At 70.9% G+C, this 23,467-nt stretch carries 21 protein-coding genes and 1 tRNA gene; 2 read left to right on the top strand and 20 right to left on the bottom strand.

Annotation, left to right across the window (positions count from 1 at the left end; translation table 11 throughout):
• Positions 1–38: 38 nt before the first annotated feature.
• The 5 genes from FB047_RS01150 to FB047_RS01130 form a co-directional block, all read right to left on the bottom strand.
• The gene (locus tag FB047_RS01150; protein ID WP_136585414.1) at positions 39–248 is read right to left on the bottom strand and encodes a hypothetical protein; all 210 of its coding nucleotides are present in this window, start codon (positions 246–248) and stop codon (positions 39–41) included.
• A 76-nt stretch (positions 249–324) separates the two neighbouring features.
• Positions 325–1,104 carry a CE1 family esterase gene (locus FB047_RS01145; RefSeq protein ID WP_167494115.1) on the bottom strand — a complete coding sequence of 260 codons (780 nt, stop codon included), beginning with the start codon at positions 1,102–1,104 and terminating at the stop codon, positions 325–327.
• A gap of 500 nt (positions 1,105–1,604) precedes the next feature.
• Positions 1,605–1,676: transfer RNA gene (locus tag FB047_RS01140), tRNA-Gln, on the bottom strand.
• A gap of 100 nt (positions 1,677–1,776) precedes the next feature.
• Complete coding sequence (gltX, locus tag FB047_RS01135; RefSeq protein ID WP_136585412.1) at positions 1,777–3,285, bottom strand: glutamate--tRNA ligase; 1,509 nt, start codon at positions 3,283–3,285, stop codon at positions 1,777–1,779.
• A 10-nt stretch (positions 3,286–3,295) separates the two neighbouring features.
• Positions 3,296–4,246, bottom strand: coding sequence for a LysR family transcriptional regulator (locus FB047_RS01130; RefSeq protein WP_136585411.1), 951 nt, complete (start codon positions 4,244–4,246; stop codon positions 3,296–3,298).
• An 80-nt stretch (positions 4,247–4,326) separates the two neighbouring features.
• On the opposite strand from FB047_RS01130, the gene FB047_RS01125 reads away from it, so the two are divergent.
• Positions 4,327–5,415 carry an aminotransferase class V-fold PLP-dependent enzyme gene (locus FB047_RS01125; protein WP_136585410.1) on the top strand — a complete coding sequence of 363 codons (1,089 nt, stop codon included), beginning with the start codon at positions 4,327–4,329 and terminating at the stop codon, positions 5,413–5,415.
• A 97-nt stretch (positions 5,416–5,512) separates the two neighbouring features.
• Here the strand turns inward: FB047_RS01125 and FB047_RS01120 are convergent, their stop codons facing one another.
• The 5 genes from FB047_RS01120 to FB047_RS01100 form a co-directional block, all read right to left on the bottom strand.
• Entirely contained in the window at positions 5,513–6,769 is a 1,257-nt protein-coding gene (locus tag FB047_RS01120; protein ID WP_136585409.1) for an MFS transporter, read from the bottom strand.
• On the bottom strand, positions 6,762–7,529 hold the full coding sequence (locus tag FB047_RS01115; RefSeq protein ID WP_136585408.1) for a fumarylacetoacetate hydrolase family protein: 768 nt from the start codon (positions 7,527–7,529) through the stop codon (positions 6,762–6,764). The genes FB047_RS01120 and FB047_RS01115 overlap by 8 nt, the downstream gene beginning before the upstream one ends.
• Positions 7,530–7,755: 226 nt before the next feature.
• A complete protein-coding gene (locus FB047_RS01110) occupies positions 7,756–8,862 on the bottom strand; it encodes a branched-chain amino acid aminotransferase (protein ID WP_058623387.1) in 1,107 nt (368 codons plus the stop codon).
• Positions 8,863–8,915: 53 nt separating this feature from the next.
• The gene (locus FB047_RS01105) at positions 8,916–9,965 is read right to left on the bottom strand and encodes a 3-isopropylmalate dehydrogenase (RefSeq protein ID WP_136585407.1); all 1,050 of its coding nucleotides are present in this window, start codon (positions 9,963–9,965) and stop codon (positions 8,916–8,918) included.
• A gap of 25 nt (positions 9,966–9,990) precedes the next feature.
• Positions 9,991–11,514, bottom strand: a complete 1,524-nt coding sequence (locus FB047_RS01100) for an MFS transporter (protein WP_240752433.1) — start codon at positions 11,512–11,514, stop codon at positions 9,991–9,993.
• Positions 11,515–11,609: 95 nt separating this feature from the next.
• Here FB047_RS01100 and FB047_RS01095 point away from each other — a divergent pair, with 95 nt between their 5' ends.
• Positions 11,610–12,152, top strand: a complete 543-nt coding sequence (locus FB047_RS01095; RefSeq protein WP_136585405.1) for a TetR/AcrR family transcriptional regulator — start codon at positions 11,610–11,612, stop codon at positions 12,150–12,152.
• On the opposite strand, the gene FB047_RS01090 is transcribed toward FB047_RS01095, so the two are convergent.
• The 10 genes from FB047_RS01090 to otsA all read right to left on the bottom strand — a co-directional run bounded on the left by FB047_RS01090 (position 12,121) and on the right by otsA (position 23,277).
• Positions 12,121–12,324: a hypothetical protein gene (locus tag FB047_RS01090; RefSeq protein ID WP_136585404.1), complete on the bottom strand. Its 204-nt coding sequence runs from the start codon at positions 12,322–12,324 to the stop codon at positions 12,121–12,123. The genes FB047_RS01095 and FB047_RS01090 overlap by 32 nt on opposite strands.
• A 168-nt stretch (positions 12,325–12,492) precedes the next feature.
• Positions 12,493–14,097, bottom strand: coding sequence for a phosphoglycerate dehydrogenase (gene serA / locus FB047_RS01085; protein WP_136585403.1), 1,605 nt, complete (start codon positions 14,095–14,097; stop codon positions 12,493–12,495).
• A 369-nt stretch (positions 14,098–14,466) separates the two neighbouring features.
• On the bottom strand, positions 14,467–14,805 hold the full coding sequence (locus FB047_RS01080) for a bacitracin resistance protein (RefSeq protein WP_136585402.1): 339 nt from the start codon (positions 14,803–14,805) through the stop codon (positions 14,467–14,469).
• On the bottom strand, positions 14,802–15,389 hold the full coding sequence (locus tag FB047_RS01075; protein WP_136585401.1) for a DNA polymerase III subunit gamma/tau: 588 nt from the start codon (positions 15,387–15,389) through the stop codon (positions 14,802–14,804). The genes FB047_RS01080 and FB047_RS01075 overlap by 4 nt, the downstream gene beginning before the upstream one ends.
• A 199-nt stretch (positions 15,390–15,588) precedes the next feature.
• Entirely contained in the window at positions 15,589–16,614 is a 1,026-nt protein-coding gene (gene ilvC, locus FB047_RS01070) for a ketol-acid reductoisomerase (RefSeq protein WP_136585400.1), read from the bottom strand.
• Positions 16,615–16,678: 64 nt separating this feature from the next.
• A complete protein-coding gene (ilvN, locus tag FB047_RS01065) occupies positions 16,679–17,188 on the bottom strand; it encodes an acetolactate synthase small subunit (protein WP_058625275.1) in 510 nt (169 codons plus the stop codon).
• A 1-nt stretch (position 17,189) separates the two neighbouring features.
• The gene (locus FB047_RS01060) at positions 17,190–18,998 is read right to left on the bottom strand and encodes an acetolactate synthase large subunit (protein WP_136585399.1); all 1,809 of its coding nucleotides are present in this window, start codon (positions 18,996–18,998) and stop codon (positions 17,190–17,192) included.
• Between the two features lie 44 nt (positions 18,999–19,042).
• Entirely contained in the window at positions 19,043–20,761 is a 1,719-nt protein-coding gene (ilvD, locus tag FB047_RS01055; protein WP_136585398.1) for a dihydroxy-acid dehydratase, read from the bottom strand.
• A 200-nt stretch (positions 20,762–20,961) separates the two neighbouring features.
• Entirely contained in the window at positions 20,962–21,741 is a 780-nt protein-coding gene (otsB, locus tag FB047_RS01050) for a trehalose-phosphatase (protein WP_136585397.1), read from the bottom strand.
• 48 nt (positions 21,742–21,789) lie between these two features.
• The gene (gene otsA / locus FB047_RS01045; protein WP_240752431.1) at positions 21,790–23,277 is read right to left on the bottom strand and encodes an alpha,alpha-trehalose-phosphate synthase (UDP-forming); all 1,488 of its coding nucleotides are present in this window, start codon (positions 23,275–23,277) and stop codon (positions 21,790–21,792) included.
• Between the last annotated feature and the right edge of the window lie 190 nt (positions 23,278–23,467).

Below are 23,467 nucleotides of genomic sequence, written 5' to 3'. Positions count from 1 at the left end.
ACGGAGCACGCGGGGCCTCCGCCCCGCACGCCCGAGGGTCAGTCGGTCTCGCCGGTCTCGCTCGGCGAGGGGATCGGCACCTCGATCGAGGCGACCGAGCCGTCGACGAGTCCGAGCAGCGCGGCGGGCGAGGCGTCGGGCTGGTCGTCGTCGGGCAGCATCTCGGCCGCCGTGCGCGCGCGCACGGGTTCGCCGGGCAGGCCCGCCCACTCGCTCGGTTCCTCGGGTCGCTGAACGAAGAGTCCCATGGGCCCAGTGTCGCGTCCGCGCTTCGGCGTGGGCTGTGAACCCGTCGGACGCGGCTCCCCCGGCTCCCCGCCGCCCTCACGACAGCGGGTGCGCCGCGAAGAAGTCCTCGATGATCCGGGTGGCCGAGATCGTCTGCGTCGTGGCGCCCGGTCCGCTCGTCGCCGTGGCGCCCGGCCAGGTGTGCCCACCGCCCTCGATGCGATAGTGCGTGAGTGCGCCGCGCCCCTGGCATCCGCACCACTGCTGTTCCGTGACGTCGGATCCGATCGCGGTCCGCGTCGGGGATGAGGCGCACCCGCTTCGTTGCGCCTGTTCGTCGAGCCACTGCGTGACCGGTTCGAGGGCGGCCGCGTGACTGGTGCCGCCGTCGTACGGGATGACCGGGTCGGCGGTGCCGTGGAATTCGACCACCGGCACGGCGGGGACGCTCGCGCAGGCGGGGTCGTCCGCGGGGTAGATCGCGCCCGACACGACCGCGAACGCCGCGATGCGCGCGGGCAGCCGGCATGACAGGAGCGAGACGAAGCCGCCGCCGTTGGAGATGCCCGCGGCGAACACGCGGGCGGTGTCGACGCAGAGGTGGGCCTCGAGGTCGTCCAGCAGCGCGCCGACGAAAGCGACGTCGTCCTGTCCCGACGCGTAGGGGGCGCCCTCCCATCCGTTCTGCGGGGCACTCCCGGCGGGTTGCGGGTAGAGCACGATCGCGTCGCCGTCGTCCAGCCCGCTGGAGCCCTCGAGCTTCTGCGTCGACGTGCCGTGACCGACGAAGGCCAGGATGACGGGCGTCGGGGTCGAACCGTCGTATCCGTTCGGCACGTGCAGCTGCTCCGTGCGCGTGACGCCCGCGACGCTCACCGACCGCGTCGAGCTCGACCCGGCGGGGAGGCATCCGCTCCGCAGCCCGAGGTGCCCGCAGCGCCCGAGGCGCCCGCAGCGCCCGATGTGCCCGCAGCGCCCGATGTGCCCGCAGCGCCCGGGGCGCCCGACGTGCCCGCCGCCGCGATCGTCGCCGCGCCCGCGGATCCCCCATCGCGGGCGGCGGTCACGAGACCCCCGGCGCCGTCGGCGGAGGCGGCCGGTCCGACGCAACCCGCGAGGGCGAGAGAGACGACGACGAGGGCGAGGAAGAGGGAACGGGCACGCACGCGCGAGACAGTACGCCGCTCACCCCAGAGGACGCGCGCGGTGTCACCCTCGCCCTCACCCGCTGCGTCCGCGGTCACCGGGGCAGGTCATCGAAACCGTCGAGCTCGCGCGCGGTCGTGCGGCGCCGCCCCGCGCCGGGGTCGTCGCCGCCAGGGCAAAGAAGAAGCCCCGGCTCTCGCTATTTCGCGATGACCGGGGCTTTCTTCGTGCTGGGGTACCTGGACTCGAACCAAGAACAACGGAACCAGAAACCGCCGTGTTGCCAATTACACCATACCCCAAGGCGCTGAGCCGTAACTCGTGCCGAGGATCAAGCTTACGTGAGAGCCGCTCCCCTGCCAAATCCCGCCTCGCCCGCGCGCGTCGCGCCGACGAAGACGCTCAGCCCAGGTGCTGCACGAGCGCGTCCAGACGACGCAGCGTCTCGGTCTTGCCGAGCAGCTCCATCGACTCGAACAGCGGCGGAGACACGCGCCGCCCGGTCAGCGCGACACGCGGAGGACCGTACGCCACGCGGGGCTTCAGGCCCAGCTCGTCGACCAGGGCGGTCGACAACGCCTGCTGCACGCCCGCGGCGCTGAAGTCGTCGACGCCCTCGAGCGCCCGCATCGACGCCATGAGCACCTCGGCCGCGTTCGCGGGGAGCCCCTTGAGCGCGTCCTCGGCGTAGGTCACGTCGGAGACGAACAGGAAGCCCAGCATCCCCGGAACCTCGCCGAGCAGCTGCACGCGCTCCTGAACGAGCGGCGCGGCCTCCGCGATGATCGCGCGGTGCTCCGCGCTCGGCTCCTCGTCGATGAGCCCCGCACCGGCGAGGTACGGCACGATGCGCGCGGCGAAGTCGTCGGCATCCAGCATCCGGATGTGGTCGCCGTTGATCGCCTCGGCCTTCTTCTGGTCGAAGCGCGCGGGGTTCGGGTTGACGTCGGCGATGTCGAACGCGGCGATCATCTCCTCGAGCGAGAAGACGTCGCGGTCGCTCGCGAGCGACCAGCCGAGCAGCGAGAGGTAGTTGAGCAGACCCTCGTGAATGAAGCCCTTTTCACGCTGCAGGAAGAGGTCGGCCTGCGGGTCGCGCTTCGACAGCTTCTTGTTGCCCGTCTCGCCCAGCACCAGCGGCATGTGACCGAAGCGCGGGATGAACGTCGTGACCCCGGCATCCACCAGCGCGGAATACAGCGCGAGCTGGCGCGCCGTCGACGGCATGAGGTCCTCACCGCGGATGACGTGGGTGATGCCCATGAGGGCGTCGTCGACCGGGTTCACGAACGGGTAGAGGGGCACTCCCCCGGCGCGAACGAGCACGAAGTCGGGGAACGACCCGGCCGGGAAGGTGACCTCGCCACGGATGAGGTCGACGTAGCTCAGGTCGTGGTCGGGCACGCGCAGGCGCCACGCGGGCTGACGGCCCTCGGCGCGGAAGGCGGCCTTCTGCTCCTCGGTGAGGTCGCGATCGAAGTTGTCGTAGCCGAGCTGCTTGGCGCGGCCGTTGGCCTCGTTGCGGGCATCGATCTCTTCGGCGGTCGAGTAGCTCTCGTACACGGCGCCCGCGGCGACGAGCTTGTCGAGCACCTCGCGGTAGATCTCGTGCCGCTGCGACTGGCGGTAGGGAGCGTGCGGGCCACCGACCTCGACACCCTCGTCCCAGTCGATGTTCATCCACCGCAGCGCGTCGAGGAGCTGCTGGTAGCTCTCCTCGCTGTCGCGCGCGGCGTCGGTGTCTTCGATGCGGAAGACGAGCTTCCCGCCGTTGTGCCGGGCGTAGGCCCAGTTGAACAGGACGGTGCGGATGAGACCCACGTGCGGCAGACCCGTCGGAGACGGGCAGAAGCGGACGCGAACGTCGGCGCCGGAGGCGGTCGTGGTGCGGGGATCGGGCGTGGCAGACATCCCCTCGATCCTACCGGCGGGCGCTGCCGGGCCGATGGTCGCCCAACACCTCCGCCACGACCTCGAGCGCCGCGCCGACCGCGGGGACGCTCTCCGCGCCGCGGGCGGTGACGACGTGCAGGGTGCGCGCTTCGGCGGCAGGGAGGCGCGGCACGGCGATGCCGGCCGGAAGGGGCAGGGATGCCACGGCCATGCGCGGCAGGATCGCCATGCCCACGCCGAGCGCGACGAGGTTCTCGACCGCGATGTAGTTGTCGGTCTCGAAGGCGATGTCGGGGACGAAACCGGCGCGCCCGCACGCCTCGAGCAGGTGGCCGCGGCACTGCGGGCAGCCGGCGATCCAGCGCTCCCCCGCCAGTTGCGACAGGTCGATCGGATCGTCGGATGCCGCCGGGTGCTCGGCCGGGACGACCACGACGGTGTCGTCGTCGGCGAGGTGCCGCACCGACAGACCGGCGGCCGCCGAGGTGAGCTGTTCGCGCCGATCGCCCGGGTAGCTGTAGATGAGGGCGATGTCGGCGCGATCCTCTCGCACGGCGGCGATCGCCTCGGGAGGTTCGGCCTCGACGAAGCTGATCGAGACGCCGGGGCGGCGCGCGGTGACGGCGGCGATGACGCGCGGGACCACGGTCGACGACGCCGAGGGGAACGCGGCGATGCGGACGCGTCCGGCGCGCAGTCCCCGCAGTTCGGCGAGGTCGCCCGCGGCGGCGTCGAGGGCGGTGGTCACGGTCGCCGCGTGACGGGCGAGCACCCGGCCCGCCTCGGTCAGGCGGATGCCGCGCCCGACGCGCTCGACGATCGGCAGTCCCGCGCGCTGCTCGAGGCGGCGCACCTGCTGACTGACGGCGGGCTGGCTGTACCCGAGAGCGCGGGCCGCCCCCGTGATCGACCCGGTGTCGGCGATGGCCTTGACGACGCGCAGTCCGTGGGCGTCGAGACCGTCTTCACCCTCACTCATGCGGACACATAACCAGAGCGGATGCATTCCATGCAACACCTGCTCTAGTGCAATGAGCGACCAGGCGGGAACCTGGATCTATGAGCAGCCTCGCTTCGCACTTCGCCGGCGGCCGTGACTATCTCGCCGCCTGCACCCTCGGTCTGCCGTCGCGCGAGACCGTGCGCGCCGTCCGCGCCGACCTGGATGCCGCGGCATCCGGTCGCCCCGATGTCGTCGCGGCGTCGCAGGCCGTCGAGAAGGCCCGCGCCGCGTACGCGCGGCTGGTCAGCTCCCCGGTCGGCGACGTCGCGATCGGGTCGCAGACCTCGGTGCAGGTCGCGCTCATCGCCGCCTCGGTCCCCGACGGCGCGGAGGTGCTGTGCGCCGAGGGCGACTTCTCCTCCCTCGTCGCGCCCTTCGCGCGCGCGGGTCGCGGCATCCGCCTGCGCACCGCGCCCCTCGACGACCTCGCCGCCGCGATCACGCCCGGCACGTGGCTCGTCGCGTTCTCGCTCGTGCAGTCCGCGACCGGGGAGGTGGCGAATGCCGCGGGCATCGCCGCCGCCGCGGCGCGCGCGGGCACCCGCACGCTGTGCGACCTGACCCAGGCGGCGGGGTGGCTGCCGGTGGACGCGACGATGTTCGACGCGACCGTGTGCCACGCCTACAAGTGGCTGTGCTGCCCGCGCGGGGTGTCCTTCCTGACGCTCACCCCCGACTTCGCCGACGGGATCCGCCCTGTCCAGGCCGGCTGGTACAGCGGCGACGACCCGTGGTCGTCGTGCTACGGCACCGGCGGCGACCTCGCCCCCGACGCGCGACGCTTCGACGTCTCGCCCGCGTGGCAGGCCTTCGTCGGGGCGGCGCCCGCTCTCGAGATGTTCGCGCAGGCCGACATCACCTCGACCTACGTGCACGCGACGAGCCTCGCCGCGCGGTTCCGCGACGGACTCGGACTGCCCCATCCGTCTCGCCCCTCGGCGATCGTCACGTGGCCGGATGCCACGGGCGAAGCGCTCGCCCAGCTCACCGCGCACGGCATCACGGCATCCGGGCGCGCGGGTCGGGCGCGCGTGGCGTTCCACGTCTTCAACGACGAGCTCGACGTCGACCGGGCGCTGCACGCGCTCGGCGTGCGCGGGGGCGACGACCTGTCGGCCTTCGACGGACTGGTCTACGCGATCTGACTTTCCCTCGTCCGCGTGAGGGGCGGGACGCGCTGCCACCTGACGCTCCTCTCCCCGTGCGTGCCGCCCGCGCGTGCGAGCGGGGCCCTGCCGATCGCTACGGGAGAGCGGGAGCAACGGAGAAGCGCCGGGCGACAATCGCGGCCCCGCACACGGCGGCGACGGACACCAGTGCCCACAGCGCCAGACCCGCATAGCCCGACAGCCCGAGGATGATCCCGGCCAGCACCGACCCGACCGCCGCGCACGCGGTCATCAGGGTGTCACTGCGTCCCTGGCGGCGCGGACGCAGCGCGAGGGGTGTCGCCTCGGTGAGCAGGGCCGACCCGGCGACGGTCGCGGCACTCCACCCGAGACCGAGCAGCACGAGCGCCACGAGGACGCCGATCTGCGCGTCGGCGAACACGGCGGCCGTGACGAGGGAGGCCGCCAGCAGCGCCTGACCGAGCAGGATGACGGGGATGCGTCCCCAGCGATCGGCGAGCACGCCGAACACCGGCGACAGCCCGTACATCCCGAACACGTGCAGCGCGATCGTGACCCCGACGGCCAGGGTCACGGCATCCGGAGCGACGATGTGCGACAGGTGCACCGGGGTCATCGCCATGACCGACGCCATGGTCACGTGGGAGGCGGCCACCGCGAGCATCGCGAACCGCGCGAGCGCGGGACGGTCGGGCTGCGGCGCGACGGGAGCGGATGCCGCGCTCTCGCGGTCGAGACGCTGCGCCAGCAGCAGCGGGTCGGGTCGCAGGACGAGCGCGTAGAGCGCGAACGCCACGGCTTGGGCCGCGAAGGAGAACAGGTAGGCACCGGTCAGCCGCGGCATGCCGATGCTCGCTCCGAGCAGTTCTCCGGGGGCGAGCAGCAGGGGCCCGACCACCCCGCCGACCGTGGTCGCCCACACGACGGTCGCGAGGTCGCGTCCGCGCCGGGTCGCGGGGGCGAGGTCGGTCGCGGCGAAGCGGGATTGAAGGGTTCCCGCGTTGCCGGCGCCGATGAGGGCGATCCCCACGAGCAGCAGCGGGAACGCGCGCGTCGCCGCGGCCGTGATGACGACCGCGATGCCGGCGAGGGCGGCGAGGTTGCCCGTCGTGAGGGCGAATCGCCGACCGCGGCGGCCGGCCAGTCGCGCGAGAGGGATCGCCGTCAGCGCCGCTCCCAGCGTGACCGACGCGGTGGCGAAGCCCGACAGTGCCTCCTGCCCCGAGAGGTCGGCCGCCAGCAGGGCGCCGAGAGACAGCGTCGCCCCGAACGCGACGCCGGTGAGCACCTGCCCCGCGGCGAGCACGCGCACGGTGCACCTCTGCGTCGCGACGAGATCGACGCCCGCCGGCGCGGCGACCTCAGGCATCGCGCGCGGTGTTGCGCAGCACCCCGATGCCGTCGATCTCGACCTCGACCACATCGCCCGCGGAGAACGAGCCGATACCCGCCGGCGTGCCGGTGAGGATCAGATCGCCGGGCAGCAGCGTGAAGACCGCGCTGGCGTAGGCGACGAGCGTGGGGATGTCGTGGATCATGTCCGACACCGGACCGTCCTGCCGGACCTCGCCGTTGACGCGGGTCACGATGCGAGCGGATGCCACGTCGAGGTCGGTCTCGATCACCGGCCCGACGGGGCAGAACGTGTCGAACCCCTTGGCGCGCGACCACTGCCCGTCGGTGCGCTGGAGGTCGCGCGCGGTGACGTCGTTCGCGACGGTGTACCCGAAGATGTACTCCCCCGCGCGCTCGGCGGGGACGTTCTTCGCGATGCGCCCGATTACCACGGCGAGCTCGCCCTCGTAGTCGGTCTGCGAGCTCAGGCGCGTGGGGCGGACGATGACGTCGTGCGGGCCGATGACCGAGGTGTTGGGCTTGAGGAACATCAGCGGCTCCTCGGGAGCCTCGCCGCCCATCTCGGCCGCGTGGTCGTGGTAGTTCTTGCCGATGCAGACGACCTTGGAGCGCGGGATGACCGGCGCGAGAAGGGCCGCGTCGGCGAGGGGGATGCGCTCACCGGTCGTGTCGAACCCGGCGAACATGGGGTCGCCCTCGAGAACGACGAGGTGGTCGTCGTCGACGATGCCGTAACGAAGGGCGTCCTGGTGGCTGAATCGAGCGATCTTCACCCGGCCAGCCTATCCGCGGGGTGCGACGCAGCGACGGCATCGCCCAGACCCCCGCCGACGAACGCCGTCCGTGGTGAGGAACGCGGTGGCACAGCGTTGCTCACCCGGGACAGCGGTTATCGCCCCTGATGGTCGCGCGCGCGGAAGGCGACTAACGCCGCCACGACGCACCCGCGAACCACGGAGGGGCCCCGGCATCCGGGAGCCCCTCCTGTGACGACGCGGGTCAGGCGTCGAGGCGGTACAGCCAGCCGTGCTTGTCTTCGGCGCGACCGTACTGGATGTTCGTGAGCTCCTCGCGCAGTTCGAGCGCGAGGGTGCCCGAGGGCTGCTCGTCGATGAAGTCGCGCCCCTTGAGCGTGCCGATCGGGGTGACGACGGCGGCCGTTCCGCACGCGAAGACCTCGACGATGTCCCCGGATGCCACTCCCTCGCGCCACTCGGTCAGCGAGACGTTGCGCCCCTCGACGTGGTGGCCGCGGTCGCGGGCGAGCTGCAGCAGGGAGTCGCGCGTGATGCCCTCGAGGATCGAGTCGGACTGCGGGGTGACGATGGTGCCGTCCTTGTAGACGAACACGACGTTCATGCCGCCGAGCTCCTCGACGTTGCGGTCCTGGTCGAGGAAGACGACCTGGTCGCACTCGTTCTCATACGCCTCGGACTGGGGCAGCAGGCTTGCGGCGTAGTTGCCGCCGGTCTTCGCCGCACCCGTGCCGCCCTTGCCGGCGCGCGAGTAGTCCTCGCTGAGCCAGATCGAGACCGGCTGCACGCCGCCCTTGAAGTAGGCGCCGGCGGGGCTGGCGATGAGGTAGTAGGCGACCTTGTGGGCCGGTCGGACCCCGAGGAAGGCCTCTTTCGCGAACATGAAGGGACGCAGGTAGAGGCTCTGGTCTTCGCCGGAGGGCACCCAGGCGCCGTCGACGGCGATGAGTTCTTTCAGCGACTGCAGGAAGTAGGGAACCGGCAGTTCGGGCAGCGCGAGACGGCGGGCGGAGCGCTGCAGACGGCGGCCGTTCTGATCGGGCCGGAAGGTGTGCACCGAACCGTCGGCGTGACGGTAGGCCTTGATGCCCTCGAAGATCTCCTGCCCGTAGTGCAGGACGGCCGCGGCCGGGTCGAGCGAGATCGGGCCGTACGGCGAGACGCGCGGACGGTGCCAGCCGCCGCGGACCGACCAGCAGATGTCGACCATGTGGTCGGTGAAGCTCTGCCCGAAGCCGGGGCTGGCGAGGATGGCGTCGCGCTCGGCGGCGCTCTTGGCCGCGAGGTTGCGGGTGACGGCGAACTCGAGCGGGTCGAGTCCGGTGTCGGGGTCGGTGTCGATCGTGGTCATCTGTGATCCAAAACTCTTCGTGTGCCGGGGCGGTACGGGCCGATCGGTCCAGGTTACGCCTGGACCCGTGCGGCGATCGCGTCGCCGATCTGAGCGGTCGTGCGCGAGCCCTCACGCGTCGCGATGTCGTCTTCGACCGCGCGGGTGACGCGGGCGGATTCGTCGGCGAGCCCGAGATGGTCGAGCAGGAGGGCGACGGAGAGGATCGCGGCCGTGGGGTCGGCCTTCTGGCTTCCCGCGATGTCGGGCGCCGATCCGTGCACGGGCTCGAACATCGAGGGGAACGCGCCGTCGGGGTTGATGTTGCCCGAAGCGGCGAGGCCGATGCCACCGGTGACGGCGCCGGCCAGGTCGGTCAGGATGTCGCCGAAGAGGTTGTCGGTGACGATCACGTCGAAGCGACCCGGGTTCGTGACCAGGAAGATGGTTGCCGCGTCGACGTGCAGATAGTCTACGGCGACGCCGGGGAACTCCCCCGCCACCGCGTCGACGATGCGCTTCCACATGCCGCCCGCGTGCACGAGCACATTGGTCTTGTGCACGAGCGTGAGCTTCTGACGGCGCCGCGCGGCGAGGGCGAAGGCGTAGCGCACGACGCGCTCGACTCCGTATGCCGTGTTGACCGAGGTCTCGTTGGCGACCTCGTGCGCGGTGCCGCGGCGGATCGAGCCGCCGTTGCCGACGTACGGGCCTTCGGTACCCTCGCGCACCACGACGAAGTCGATCTCGCCGGGGTCTGCCAGCGGTCCGGTCGATCCCGGGTACAGCTTCGACGGGCGCAGGTTGACGTAGTGATCGAGCTCGAAGCGGAGCTTCAGGAGCAGCCCGCGCTCTATGTTCGCGTTCGCGAGCCGCGGGTCGCCGGGCACTCCCCCGACCGCTCCGAGCAGGATCGCGTCGTGGGAGGCGATCGCCGACAGATCGTCGTCGGTGAGAGTGTCTCCGGTCTCGAGGTAGCGTCCCGCACCGAGCGAGAAGGGCGTCTTCTCGAACGTGACGTCCGACGCGGCGGTGACGGCGTCGAGCACCTTCACGGCCTCGGTGACGACCTCGGGACCGATGCCGTCACCGGGGATGACGGCCAACTTCACGACACGCGACATCGCTCTCCTCAGAGCTCGGGGCGCGTCACTGCTTCGACGCGCCGCGGGATCCTCCCAGGGTAGTGGCAGCGATCACCGCGGCCACGACGATCAGGCCGGCACCGATGAGCGCCGTGATGACGACACCCGAGTCGAAGGCGTGCGCCGCGGCCGTGCGCAGCGCCTCGGCCAGCGCGGGATCGTCGAGCGTCTGCGACACCGCGACGGCGCCTGCGAGGGTTTCACGCGCCCCCTGCGCGGCGGCATCCGGAAGGCCGGCGGGCAGCACCAGCTGTGCGCGGTAGAACGCGGCCAGGATGCCACCCAGCACGGCCGTTCCGAGCACGGCTCCGACCTCGTACGCGGTCTCGGACACGGCGCTCGCAGCTCCCGCCTTGGCCGAGGGAGCGCTGGAGAGGATCAGCTCGTTCGACACCGTCTCGGCCGCGCCGATGCCGATGCCGAGCAGACCAAAGGCGACGATGAGCTGGACGAGGTCGGCCGTCGAGAACGCGACCATGACGTAGGCGACGACCGAGAACGTGAGGGCGATGGGCACGACGACGCGGGGAGCGAGGCGCTTCGCGACCGGAACGACCGCGAGTCCCGAGACGATCATGAGCACGAGCCCCGGCAGCAGGGCGAAGCCCGCCACCATCGGCGACAGACCCACCACGAGCTGGAGGTGTTGCGCGACGAAGTACAGGAAGCCGACGAGTCCGACCACGCTGAGGAGGTTGACCAGGATCGCGCCCGAGAAGGTGCCCCTGCGGAACAGCGACATATCGAGCATGGGGGTCGGCAGCGCCCGCTGCCGGCGGACGAAGAGCCAGCCGAAGACCACGCCGACGACGAACAGGACCGGCGCGAGCGACAGTGGGCCGTCGACGGCGAGCTTCTTGATGCCGTAGACGATCGGCACCATCGTCGCGAGCGACAGCAGCACGCTCACCGGGTCGAACCGGCCCGGGTGCGGGTCGCGACTCTCGGGGACGAAGAACGGCGCGAGGATCAGCAGGGGCACGAGCACGGGCACGGCCATGAGGAAGACGGAGCCCCACGAGAAGTGCTCGAGCAGGATGCCCCCGACGATCGGACCGAGAGCGGCGCCGGCGGAGAAGCCCGACGCCCAGATGGCGATGGCGAATCGACGCTGGTCGCGATCGCGGAAGATGCTGCGCAGCAGCGACAGCGTCGAGGGCATGAGCATGGCCCCGAACACACCCATGAGCGCGCGGCCCGCGATGAGCAGCGCCGCCGTGGGCGCGAACGCGGACAGCGCGGAGACGGCCGCGAAGCCGGTCGCGCCGATCAGCAGGAGGCGACGCCGACCGAAGCGGTCTCCCAGGGTACCCATGGTCACCAGCAGACCCGCCAGAACGAGCGGGTAGACGTCGATGATCCAGAGCTGCTCGATGCTCGACGGCTGCAGGGACAGCGCGATCTCGGGCAGGGCGAAGCTCAGCACGGTGTTGTCGACCGAGACCAGCAGCACCGGCAGCATGAGCACCGCCAGCGCGAACCATCCGCGCCATCCGGCGCGGGTCACGGTGATTTCCGAGGTGGGCATCGACGAGGTGAGCATTCTTCTGAATCCGTTTCTAAACCGTCCAGCCGGTATAGTAACAGAGGTGGGTCACCGCCCGCCAGTACGATCGAGGAGACATGAGCCGCCCCCCACTCGCCCGAGAAGCCGTCCTCGACGCGTTCACCCGCATCCTCGTCGACGAGGGGGAACGCGCCGCGACGATGGACGCGACGGCCCGCGGCGCCGGCGTGTCGAAGGGTGGCCTGCTCTACCACTTCAACTCGAAGAGCGCGCTCGAGGCCGCCCTCGTCGAGCGACTCGAACGCCTCGCGCAAGAAGACGTCGACGAGATCGAGAAGTCCGCCGAGGGCGTCGTCGCGGCGCACCTGCGCTCGTCGCAGAACACCGGTTCGCCCCTCGACGTGACCATCCTGGCGGTCTCCCGGCTCGCGCAGAACGGCAACGACGCGGCATCCGCGTCTCTCCGCCGCGTGCGGGAACTGTGGGAGGAGAGCCTGCGCGCGCACACACGCGACGAGACGGCCCTGCAGATGGTGCTGCTCGTCAGCGACGGGCTCTACTTCAACGCCGTGCTCGATCTCAACGCGGTTCCGGGTCCCGCCATCGAGGGTCCCGCGCTCGACCGGCTCATCGACGCGGTCGTCGCCGCCACCACCTGAGGTCGCCGCGCGCCCCGCGGGCGCGGCGCGCGGACGTCGAGCTCCCGGCCACCATCAGGCAGCCGCCCACGAGCTCGGCCCCACCCCAGCCGTGGCCGCCGACCAGGTCGGCTAGACCGAGGACGGCGAAGCCCACGCCGAGCACGGCCAGGAAGACGTCGAGACGACTCATCCCCCAGGATCGTCGCGGCGCGCACGTCCGGCAGCGGTCCACCGCCGCGTCTCACCCCGACACCGGGGACCTCTCACCCCCGCCGGCGATGCCTGCACCCCGCCCGCGGCGACGTGACGACGAAGGGGGCCGCCGCAGCGACCCCCTCCCCCGTGACGCGTCCGGGACTCAGCCCTCGACGATCTCGATCTGCCGGAACAGGTCGGCGCCGACGGCCTCGCGCATCGCGCCGAGGATCTCGTCGGGAACCGGCGAGTCGACCGTGAGCACCGAGAGGGCGCGGCCGGTGGCATCCTGGGCCGCCACCTGGAGACCGGCGATGTTGATGCCGGCCTCGCCGAGCTTCTGGCCGTAGATCGCGACGATGCCGGGGCGGTCGGCGTAGCGCATGACGATGTGGTGCTGCTCGATCGGCACCTCGATGTCGTACCCGTTGATCGCGACGACCTTGGGCACCATGCGGGTTCCGGCGAGCGTGCCCGCGACCGTCAGGGTGGAGCCGTCGGCGAGCGTTCCGCGCAGGATCGTGATGTTGCGGTACAGCGGGCTCTCGGCCTCGACGACGAGGCGCGCCTCGACCCCGCGCTGCTCGGCGAACAGCGGGGCGTTGACGTACGAGACGCTCTCACTGACGATGCGGCTGAAGTACCCCTTGAGCGCGGCGAGGCGGTAGACGCTGACGTCGTACTGCGCGAGCTCTCCGCGCACCTCGATGTCGAGGCTGGTGAGGGCGCTGTCGGCGAGACCGCTGAAGAACTGGCCGAGCATCTCGACGAGGGCGATACCGGGGCGCACGAACGGGTCGATCGCGCCGCCCGCGACGTTCACGGCATCCGGGACGAGGTCGCCCTCGAGGGCGAGCTTGACGCTGCGCGCGACCGAGACGCCCGCCTTCTCCTGCGCCTCTTCGGTGCTGGCCCCCAGGTGCGGGGTGACGACGACGTTCGGCAGGTCGAGGAGCTTGCGCGCGGGGCCGCCCTCGGCCGGCGGCTCGGTCGAGAACACGTCGAGACCGGCTCCGGCGATCTCACCGTTCGTGAGGGCCTCGAAGAGCGCCTCCTCGTCGATGAGCCCACCGCGGGCCACGTTGATGACGTACGCGCTCTTCTTCATGCGGCGCAGCTGCTCGGCGCCGATCATGCCGGTCGTCTCGGGCGTCTTCGGCATGTGGATCGTGACGAAGTCGCTCTGCTCGAGCAGTTCGTCGAGCGAGACGAGCTGCACGCCGAGCTGCTGGGCGCGCGCGGCCGTGACGTAGGGGTCGTACGCGATGACGCGCATGTCGAAGCCCTGCAGGCGGGCGGCGATGAGGGCGCCGATGCGGCCGAGGCCGATGATGCCGATCGTCTTCTCGAACAGTTCGGTGCCGGTGAACGAGCTGCGCTTCCACAGGCCCTGTGCGAGCGAGGCGTGGGCGGCCGGGATGCGGCGCGCCAGGCTGAGCACGTGACCGACGGTGAGCTCGGCGGCCGAGATGATGTTGGAGGTCGGGGCGTTGACCACCATCACTCCGGCCGCGGTGGCCGACTTGATGTCGACGTTGTCGAGACCGACGCCCGCGCGGGCGACGACCTTCAGCGACGGGGCCGCGGCGAGGGCCTCGGCGTCGATCTGGGTGGCCGAGCGCACGAGCACCGCGTGCGCGTCGGCCAGGGCCGAGAGCAGCGCGGGGCGGTCGGTCCCGTCGACGTTGCGCACGTCGAAATCGGGGCCGAGCGCGTCGATCGTGGCGGGAGAGAGTTCTTCGGCGATGAGCACGACGGGCTTCGTCACGGATGCGTCCTTCGAAACGGTGCTGGGGACCGGCGCGCACCGGCGCGCACCGCCGGCGCGAACCGGGCGCGCGACCCGTGCGGGCCGTCTGCCAGCCTAGCGCGGCCCCGAATGCCCGCCCGACCGTGTGACGCACGGCGTCTCGGGCTCGGGACGGCCCACCGGGAACCGGATGCCGAACCTCGCGCGTTCAGCCCCCGTGCGGGCCGTACAGCCGCCGTCCGGGCGCGCGAGACGGCGTCCCACCGACACGTCGGCGGCAGCCCGCAGCCGAGATGTCTGCCCGATGCAGTCTCGCGGCGACTCCCCCGGACGCGCGACGCCTCCGCGACACGGCCCACCCGGGGCCGGATGCCGAACCTCGCGCTTTCAGCCCCCGTAGAGGCCGTACGAGGTCGTGCCGTAGCCGACGATCGCGAGCCAGAACGCGGCCGAGAGCGTGAGCCCCGCGAGCAGCACGACCGCGAGCTCCCCCGCGCGGCGGCGCTGGCCGATCGCGAAGGCGATGCCGAAGGCGATGAGGGGGAACACGATCGGCAGGATGTAGACGAACCATCCGAGCCCGTTGAGCCCCAGGGGCCCGCCGACCTGCTGGATGAGCAGCGCGACCGCGCTCCACACGACGTACGCGTAGAACAGGCCGAACAGCCCCGTGATCGTGACGAGGAGCCACGTGGGAAGGTGACGGGTGCGGGCGGGAGTGCTCATGCGAAGGCTCCCAGCGAGAGGAACGGCCAGGGGACGAGCAGCACGATGCCCACGATGAGCAGCAGGAAACGCTGCCAGGTGCGCCAGCTGCGGGTCAGGGCGAGCACCGCCACGAACCAGACGAGGGGTGCCAGCGCCGCGCCGATCGTCAGGGCGATCACCGTGACCGACGAGATGGGCAGGCCGAGTCCGTTCAGGCGCAGCCCGGCGAGCAGCCACCCGATCGCGAAGAGCAGGAAGGTCGCCGCGACCATGCCGATCCCCACGAGGCCGACGTTGCCGAGGGGCGCCGCGGCCACGGCATCCGCTTCCGCGTCGTCGACCGGTGCGTCGACGGTCGTCCCATCGACGGCCTTCGCATCGACGGCCTTCGCACCGACCACCGGCTCAGCGACCGGGGTCTCCGGATGCCGCGTCACCGGCGCCGCCGCGGACGGCCCCGGATGCAGGGGCTCGAGGGGTTCGGCCTCGGCCGGCGTCTCGACACGCCCCGTGCGCCGCGGGGCGTGCGTCTCGCCGACATCGAGCGTGGGATCGTCGTCACCGTCCCAGGACAGGGCGTCGTCATCGCGCGGAGTGCTCACGGCTCCACGGTAGCGGCGCTCCCCCGCGGCCGGGTCGCGCCCCGCCGGTGCGGGGAGGTCATGCGCGTCAGGCCCGCGGCATCCGCCCCGAGCTCCCCACGGTGGATGCCACCGGACGCGCGGCTCGCGGCATCCGGATCACCCGCCCCGGAACGGCGAACGCCCCGTGGCCGCGACCACGGGGCGTTCGCACGAGAACTCAGCGAGCGGCCGAGCCTTCGACGTAGTCGCTGTCCTGCTGCTTCCAGGCGAAGAGGCCGCGGAGCTCCTTGCCGGTCGCCTCGATGGGGTGACCCTGCTCCTTCTCGCGGAGCGCGAGGAACTCGGGGGCGCCCTTGTCCTGGTCGGCGATGAAGCGCTCGGCGAACGCGCCCGACTGGATGTCGGCGAGAACGGCCTTCATGTTCTCCTTGACGTCGGGCGAGATCACGCGGGGTCCGGAGACGTAGTCGCCGTACTCGGCGGTGTCGGAGATCGACCAGCGCTGCTTGGCGATGCCGCCCTCCCACATGAGGTCGACGATGAGCTTGAGCTCGTGCAGAACCTCGAAGTAGGCGATCTGCGGCTGGTAGCCCGCCTCGGTCAGCGTCTCGAAGCCGTACTGGACGAGGTGGCTCATGCCACCGCAGAGCACGGCCTGCTCGCCGAAGAGGTCGGTCTCGGTCTCTTCGGTGAAGGTCGTCTTGATGACGCCGGCGCGGGTGCCGCCGATGGCCTTGGCGTACGACAGGGCGGTGTCCCAGGCCGAGCCCGAGGCGTCGCGCTCGACGGCGATGATGTCGGGGATGCCGCGGCCGGCGACGTACTCGCGACGCACGGTGTGGCCGGGGGCCTTCGGGGCGACGAGGATGACGTCGACGCCCTCGGGGGCGTCGATGTAGCCGAAGCGGATGTTGAAGCCGTGCGCGAAGGCGAGGGTCTTGCCCGCGGTGAGCTTGTCCTTGATCGAGTCGGCGAAGATCGAGCGCTGGTGCTGGTCGGGCGCCAGGATCATGATGACGTCGGCCCACTCGGCCGCGTCGGAGACGTTCTTGACCTCGAAGCCGTCTTCCTGGGCCTTCGCGGTCGACTTCGAGCCGTCCTTGAGGGCGATGACGACCTCGACACCCGAGTCGCGCAGGTTCTGCGCGTGGGCGTGACCCTGCGAGCCGTAGCCGACGATCGCGACCTTCTTGCCCTGGATGATCGAGAGGTCGGCGTCGTCGTCGTAGAAGATCTCTGCCATGAGGATGTTTCTCCTTGAATCGTGGCCCCGCACAGGGGCCGCTGGTGAGTGGAAGTAGGGGGTCTCAGCCGCGCAGGACGCGCTCGGTGATGCTCTTGCCACCGCGACCGACCGCGAGGAGGCCCGACTGCGCGAGCTCCTTCACGCCGAACGGCTCGATGGCCTTGAGGAACGCGCCGACCTTGCCGGAGTCGCCCGTGATCTCGATCACGATCGCATCGGGTGCGTAGTCGACGACCGAGGCGCGGAAGAGGTTCACGACCTCGAGCACGTTGGAGCGGGTGGCGTTGTCGGCGCGCACCTTCACGAGGACGTGCTCGCGCTGAACGGATGCCGCGGGGTCGAGCTCGACGATCTTGATCACGTTGATCAGCTTGTTCAGCTGCTTCGTGACCTGCTCGAGCGGCAGGCCCTCGACGTCGACGACGACCGTGATGCGCGACAGACCGGGCACCTCGGTCACGCCGACCGCGAGGGATTCGATGTTGAACCCGCGACGGGCGAAGAGACCGGCGACACGGGTCAGCAGACCCGGCTTGTCCTCGACGAGGAGGCTCAGAACGTGACGAGACATCTCAGTCCTCCTGCTCGGCGAAGGCGGGCGAGTGATCGCGCGCGTACTGGACGTAGCTGTTGCTGACGCCCTGCGGGACCATCGGCCACACCATGGCGTCGGCGCTCACGACGAAGTCGATCACGACGGGACGGTCGTTGGTGTCGAGCGCGAGCTGGATCGCGGCGTCGATCTCGTCTTCTTTCTCGACGCGGATCGCGAGGCATCCGTAGGCCTCGGCGAGCTTGACGAAGTCGGGGATGCGACGCGTGCCGTGTCCCGTGTTCAGGTCGGTGTTGGAGTGGCGGCCGTCGAAGAACAGCGTCTGCCACTGGCGCACCATGCCCAGCGAGGAGTTGTTGATGATCGCGACCTTGATCGGGATGTCGTTGATGACGCAGGTCGCGAGCTCCTGGTTGGTCATCTGGAAGCAGCCGTCGCCGTCGATCGCCCAGACCGCGCGCTCGGGCTGGGCCACCTTGGCGCCCATCGCCGCGGGCACGGCGTAGCCCATCGTGCCGGCGCCGCCGGAGTTGAGCCACGCGTTGGGGCGCTCGTACTTGATGAACTGCGCGGCCCACATCTGGTGCTGGCCGACGCCGGAGGCGTACACGCCCTCGGGACCGGTCAGCTCGCCGATGCGCTGGATGACGTACTGGGGCGAGAGCAGACCGTCCGAGGTCGGGGTGTAACCGAGCGGGAACTCCTCGCGGAGGCCGTTCAGGTAGGTCCACCACTCGGTGTAGTCGTGCGGGTGCTCGGCGTCGGCGGCCCGGAACGCGGCATCCAGGTCGACGAGCACCTCTTTGAGGTCGCCCACGATCGGCACGTCGGCCGTGCGGATCTTGGAGATCTCGGCGGGGTCGATGTCGACGTGCACCACCTGCGCGTTCGGGGCGAACAGCGAGGCCTTGCCCGTGACGCGGTCGTCGAAGCGCGCACCGAGAGAGACGATCAGGTCGCTCTCCTGCAGCGCGAGCACGGCGGGGACCGTCCCGTGCATGCCGGGCATGCCGAGGTGCTGCTCGTGCGAGTCGGGGAACGCGCCGCGCGCCATCAGCGTGGTCACCACGGGGGCGCCGGTCGCCTCGGCGAGCACCTTGAGCTCGGCCGACGCGTTGGCGCGGATCGCCCCGCCGCCGACGTAGAGCACGGGCTTCTGCGCGGTGGCGAGCAGCTGGGCCGCGGCCTGGATCTGCTTGCCGTGCGCCTTGGTCACCGGGCGGTAGCCGGGGAGGTCGATCTTGGGCGGCCAGACGAAGGGCGCCTCGGCCTGCTGCGCGTCCTTCGTGATGTCGACCAGAACGGGACCCGGGCGGCCGGTCGAGGCGATCTCGAAGGCCGCGGCGATCGCGCCGGGGATCTCCTCGGCCGTCTTGACCAGGAACGAGTGCTTGGTGATCGGCATCGTGATGCCGACAATGTCGGCCTCCTGGAAGGCGTCCGTGCCCATGAGGGTCGAGAACACCTGACCGGTGATGCACACCAGGGGCACCGAGTCCATGTAGGCGTCGGCGATCGCGGTGACGAGGTTGGTCGCTCCGGGACCCGAGGTCGCGATCGCGACGCCGACCTTGCCGGAGGCGGCCGCGTAGCCCTCGGCGGCGTGGCCGGCGCCCTGCTCGTGACGAACGAGGATGTGACGGACGTGCTCGTCGTCCATGAGCGGGTCGTAGACGGGCATGATCGCCCCGCCCGGAAGACCGAACACGTCGGTGACGCCGAGCAGGTCGAGCGAGCGGACGACCGCCTGCGCCCCCGACATCACGGGCGCCGGAGCGGTGCGGGCGGGCGGCCGGGGCACGGCCGCCGTAGGGGAATCGATGGACATGGGAGTACCTCGAGAACCGGGAGAAGGTGAGAAGGGGATGGCCGTCAGCCCGTGACCGCGCCCTCCGCGGCGGAGTGCACGAGCTTGGAGTACTTGGCCAGAACGCCACGGGTATAGCGCGGGGGAAGCGGTTCCCAACCGTCACGGCGGGAACTCAGCTCGGCCTCATCGACGATCAAGTCGAGAGTGCGAGCGGCGATATCGACCCGTATCAGATCACCATCGCGCACGAAGGCGATGGGACCTGCGTCCACCGCTTCGGGAGCTATGTGGCCGATGCACAGGCCGGTTGTGCCGCCTGAGAATCGTCCGTCCGTCAACAGTAGTACATCTTTTCCGAGCCCCGCGCCCTTGATGGCGGCGGTGATCGCGAGCATCTCGCGCATGCCGGGGCCGCCCTTCGGGCCCTCGTAGCGGATGACGACGACGTCGCCGGCGGCGATCTCGCCCGCCTCGAGGGCGTCCATCGCGCCGCGCTCGCGCTCGAAGACGCGGGCGGGACCCTCGAACACGTTGCCGTCGAAGCCGGCCGACTTCACGACAGCGCCCTCGGGCGCCATCGAGCCGTGCAGGATCGTGATGCCGCCGGTCGCGTGGATCGGGTCGTCGAACGAGTGAATGACCTTGCCGTCGACGGGGTCGGGGTTCAGGTCGGCCAAGTTCTCGGCGAGGGTCTTGCCCGTGACGGTCAGCGCGTCGCCGTGCAGGAGCCCCTCGTCGAGCATCGCCTTCATGATGACCGGGATGCCGCCGTGGCGGTCGACGTCGTTCATGACGTACTGGCCGAAGGGCTTCATGTCGGCGACGTGCGGGGTGCGGTCGCCGATGCGGTTGAAGTCGTGCAGGTTCAGCTCGACCTCTGCTTCGTTCGCGATCGCGAGCAGGTGGAGGACGACGTTGGTCGAGCCACCGAGCGCCATGGCGAGGGCGATGGCGTTCTCGAACGCCTCCTTGGTCAGGATGTCGCGCGTCGTGATGCCCTGACGCAGCAGGTTGACGACGGCCTCGCCCGAGCGGTGGGCGAAGTAGTCGCGGCGGCGGTCGGCCGAAGGTGGGGCGGCCGATCCGGGGAGGCTCAGGCCGAGCGCCTCGGCGACGGACGCCATGGTGTTGGCCGTGTACATGCCACCGCACGCACCCTCGCCGGGCGCGATCGCGCACTCGATGCGCTTGAGGTCGGCTTCGCTCATCTTGCCCGCGAGGCACGCGCCCACGGCCTCGAACGAGTCGATGATCGTGACGTCCTTCTCGGTGCCGTCGCTGAGCTTGACCCAGCCCGGGGCGATCGAGCCCGCGTACAGGAAGACGCTCGACAGGTCGAGACGAGCGGATGCCATGAGCATGCCCGGGATCGACTTGTCGCAGCCGGCGAGCAGCACGGAGCCGTCGAGGCGCTCGGCCATCATGACCGTCTCGACGCTGTCGGCGATGACCTCGCGCGAGACGAGCGAGAAGTGCATTCCCTCGTGGCCCATCGAGATGCCGTCGGAGACGGAGATGGTGCCGAACTGCAGCGGGTATCCGCCGCCGGCGTGCACGCCCTCTTTCGCGCCCTGCGCGAGGCGGTCGAGGCTGAGGTTGCAGGGGGTGATCTCGTTCCAGCTCGACGCGATGCCGATCTGGGGCTTGTCCCAGTCCTCGTCACCCATGCCGACCGCGCGGAGCATTCCGCGCGACGTCGTGGCTTCGATGCCATCGGTGACGACCCGACTGCGGGGCTTGATGTCGAATTCGCCGGTGTTCGGATTCTGCGGTGCGGGCATTCTCGAAGTCTATTGCGAGCCGCACGCGAGCGATGCCGAACGGGCGGCGAACGGAGGATTCATAGACGCACCGGACGGCCGTGTCCCCACGCGCCGGCGGCGCCGCCGGACGGACCGGCCCCCGCCGGAGGGACCTGCCCCGCGCGCCGGCGGCCCGGCCGCACGAACCCGCCCCTGCGCGCGGGCGGCGCGACCTCGGCTCAGCGCGTGTGAGCGCGACGCAGCCGTGCGATCTGCTCCAGCACCGCCACGAACGCGTCGATGTCGGCGACGCGCAGCGTCGCGGCCGTGTCGCCGCCGCCGACGCGCACGCCGAGATCACCCGGCCGCAGCGACCGCAGGGCGTCCTCGTCGGTCACGTCGTCGCCGGCGAAGAGCACCGCGCTCGCCCCGAGACGCTCGCGCAGGTGCGCGACGGCGGAGTCCTTGCCCTCGTGACGGAACGAGAACTCGAGGATGTCGTGGCCGGTGCGGCGTCGCCACGAGGGAGCCTCGGCGGCGAGGATCTCGTCGGTCGCCGCCCGCGCGGCGCGCGCGGTCTCGGCATCCGCCGTGCGCGTGTGCAGGCCGAGGCCGAACTGCTTCGGTTCCACGCGGACGCCCGGCAGGGCGGCGACGGCGTCGCGGATCTCGGTCGTGAGGCGATCGCGCAGGGCGCGGTCGTCGGCGTCGTCGTCGGATTCCGCGGCGCCGGAACCCGGCTCCCACGACTCGGCGCCGTGCGAACCCATGAGCCACCACGGCGAGGCGTCGTCGTGCTCGGCGATGACGCGCAGGTCGGCGAGCGTGCGTCCCGACACCAGAGCGACCGTCGTCGCGGGGAGAGCGGCGAGTTCCTCGAGCGCGGCGCGCGCGCCGGGGGTCATGCGTGCCGACATCGGCTCGTCGACGAGCGGCGAGAGCGTGCCGTCGAAATCGAGCGCGATCAGCAGCGTCGCGGTGGTGGCGACGGCCTCGACGGCGGCGTCAGCGGCGGTCATGCGGCATCCTTTGTTCTGCGCCGGCGACAACCGTCGCGTGGGCGCGGCTCATCCGGCATCCGTGTCGTCGATCGGCTCGCGCTCGGGGGTGGAACCGTCGTCGTCACGGGTCACCTCGGCGGCGGCCGCCGCGGTGGAGGCCTTCTCGTGGAACACCGACAAGGCCTCGAGGAAGTCCGCCGACCAGTCCTCGACGTCGTGGTCGCGCACGCGCTTGCGCAGCGCCCGCATGCGGCGACCCTGCTCGGCGGCGGGCATCTCGAGGGCGCGGACGATGGCATCCTTCATGCCGTCGATGTCGTGCGGGTTGATCAGCAGCGCACTGCCCATCTCGTCGGCGGCTCCGGCGAACTCGCTCAGCAGCAGAACTCCGCGGTTGTCGACGCGGCTGGCCACGTACTCCTTCGCGACGAGGTTCATCCCGTCGCGGAGCGCCGTGACGAGCATGATGTCGGCGGCCAGGAAGAGGGCCACCATCTCCTCGCGCGGGTACGACTGGTGCAGGTAGCGGATCGCGGTGTGGGTCGTGGTGTCGTGGTCGCCGTTGATGCGGCCGACGGTCATCTCGATCTCGTCGCGCAGCTGCACGTACGCCTCCACGCGTTCGCGGCTGGGGCTCGCGACCTGCACGAGGGTGGCGTCCTCGACCGTGGCACGGCCGTCTTCGAGCAGCTCACCCCAGGCCTTCAGGCGGTGACGGATCCCCTTGGTGTAGTCGAGCCGGTCGACGCCGAGCAGGATCTTGCGGGGATTGCCGAGGCCCTCGCGGATCTCCTTCGCGCGCTGCTGGATCTCGGGCTTCTGCGCGAGCTCGATGTACGATTCCGCGTCGATCGAGATCGGGAACGCCTTGGCGAGGGCCACGCGCGTCGTCTCGCCCTCGGGGACCAGGATGCCGCTGGCCTTGGTCTCGTAGCGCAGCTGTCGGCGCACGGCGCGGGCGAAGTTGCCGGCGTCGGCGACGCGCTGGAACCCGATGACGTCGGCGCCGAGGAGCCCCTCGAGCACCTGCTTGCGCCACGGCAGCTGCGCGTAGAGCCCGTACGCGGGGAACGGGATGTGGTGGAAGTACCCGATCGTGAGGTCGGGGCGCAGCTCGCGCAGCATCTTCGGCACGAGCTGCAGCTGGTAGTCCTGCACCCACACGATGCCACCGTCGGCGGCGACCTCGGCCGCGGCCTCGGCGAAGCGCCGGTTGACCTTGACGTACGCGTCCCACCAGGCGCGCTTGTACGTCGGCGCGGCGATCACATCGTGGTACAGCGGCCAGATGGTGTCGTTCGAGAAGCCCTCGTAGTAGAGCTCCACGTCGGAGCCCGACAGCGTGACCGGAACGAGGTGCGTGCCGTCGAACTCGAAGGGCTCGACGGTGGTGTCGGCCTGGCCGGCCCAGCCCACCCACGCCCCCTCGGCGCGTCGCATCACGGGTTCGAGGGCGGTGACGAGACCGCCGGGCGAGCGTCGCCAGCCCTCACCGTCGGGGGTGCGGTCGACGGGCAGCCGGTTGGCGACGACGACGAAATCGGCCTGGGTCACAGGTCCTCCTCGGGGATCGTCCTCAGGCTAACAGCGGGTGATCCACCCGCACGGGGGATAGACGTCCCGCGCAGATCCATCCCTCGATAAACGCCGCGCGTGCCGAGACACGGCGGCTTGCCGCGTGTCTCGGCCCGAAACTGTTTATCGGCGGGGTGGGGCGCGCTGTCAAGCAGCGGCATCCGCCCCC

It is taken from the genome of Microbacterium hydrothermale (genome assembly GCF_004854025.1).
Lineage (GTDB): Bacteria > Actinomycetota > Actinomycetes > Actinomycetales > Microbacteriaceae > Microbacterium > Microbacterium hydrothermale.
The sequence above is the reverse complement of the archived record's forward strand: the minus strand, read 5'-3'. Positions and strand labels throughout refer to the sequence as shown.